General features: G+C 73.4%; 1 protein-coding gene. It reads left to right on the top strand.

Features of this window, described 5'->3' with window-relative positions:
• The coding region (locus E8D38_RS27750; RefSeq protein WP_140637507.1) for a type VI secretion system Vgr family protein at positions 1–1,271 on the top strand (1,271 nt) is incomplete at both ends.

Below are 1,271 nucleotides of genomic sequence, written 5' to 3'. Positions count from 1 at the left end.
CTTTACCGTGCTGGCGATCGAACATGAGGCCGCCAACAACCTGGGCGCCCAGGCCGCCCGCCTGCTCGACGCCCCCGAGCTCGAGGCCGGCAGCTACCGCAACCACTTCAGCGCCGTGCTGGCGGCGGTGCCGCTGGTGCCGGCCTTCCAGCGCCGCCCCAGCGCGCTGGGGCTGCAGACCGCGGTGGTGGTGGGCCTGGAAGGCGAGCCTCTCACCACCGACCGCGAGCTGCGGGTGAAGGTGCAGTTCCCGTGGCAGCGCGGCAGCCGGCCGCTGCCCGGCGGACTGCCGCACGAGACCCCCGGCGACACGCAAGGCAATGCCCCGGGCAACGAACAGTCGGGCACCTGGGTGCGGGTGGCCACGCCGAGTGCCGGCGCCAACTGGGGTGCCGCCTTCACGCCGCGCATCGGGGCCGAGGTGCTGGTCGACTTCGTCGAGGCCGACATCGACCGCCCGCTCATCGTGGGCCAGCTCTACAACGGGCAGGACACGCCGCTGTTCGCCGCCGGGGTCGATTCCGGCGCCAACCACACCGGCACCGTCAGCGGCCTGCACGTGCCAACGCTCGACCAGGCCGACTGGGGCCAATGGGTGCTCGACGACGCCACCGGCCAGCTGCGCATGCGCCTGGCCACCAGCTACCGCGCCAGCGAGCTGGGCCTGGGCCACCTGATCCAGCAGGGCGCCACCACCGCCCAGCGCGGCGCCTGGCGCGGCGCCGGCTATGAACTCGTCACCCAGGGCTGGGCCACGGTGCGCGCCGGCCAGGGGGTGCTGCTGAGCAGCACCACGCGGCCGCAGAACGGCCACAGCGTCGAGGGCACGCAGATGGACGTGGCCGAGGCGCTGGCGCAGCTGAAGGCAGCGCAGGACCTGGGACAGCGGCTCGGCGAGGCGGCGGCCAGCGCCCAGGCCGCGAAGCTCGAACCCCACGCGCCCGACAAGAGCTGGGCCCAGACCTTGAAGGGCCTGGATCCGCAGCAGGACGGCCGGTACGACGGCCCGGTCAACGGCCAGGAAGCGAAGAAGGCCCAGGCGGGCAGCCGCACGCTGGGCGAGCCGGTCGAACGGTTTGCGAAGCCGTATGTGGTGCTCGACACGCCGAGCACCGCCGCCTTCGTGAGCCCGCAGAGCACGGCGGTGTTTGCCGGGCAGGACCTGAGCCTGGTGGCCCAGGGCGACGTGCAGCTCACGGCCGCCCACACCTACAGCAGCGTGAGCGGCGAGACCACCAGCTGGTTCACCCACGCGGGCGGCCTGCAGGCCA

This window comes from Methylibium rhizosphaerae, from assembly GCF_006386545.1.
Classification (GTDB): Bacteria; Pseudomonadota; Gammaproteobacteria; order Burkholderiales; family Burkholderiaceae_C; genus Pseudorivibacter; species Pseudorivibacter rhizosphaerae.
Note: the sequence above shows the minus strand (reverse complement) of the source record. Positions and strands in the feature narration are given on the sequence as shown.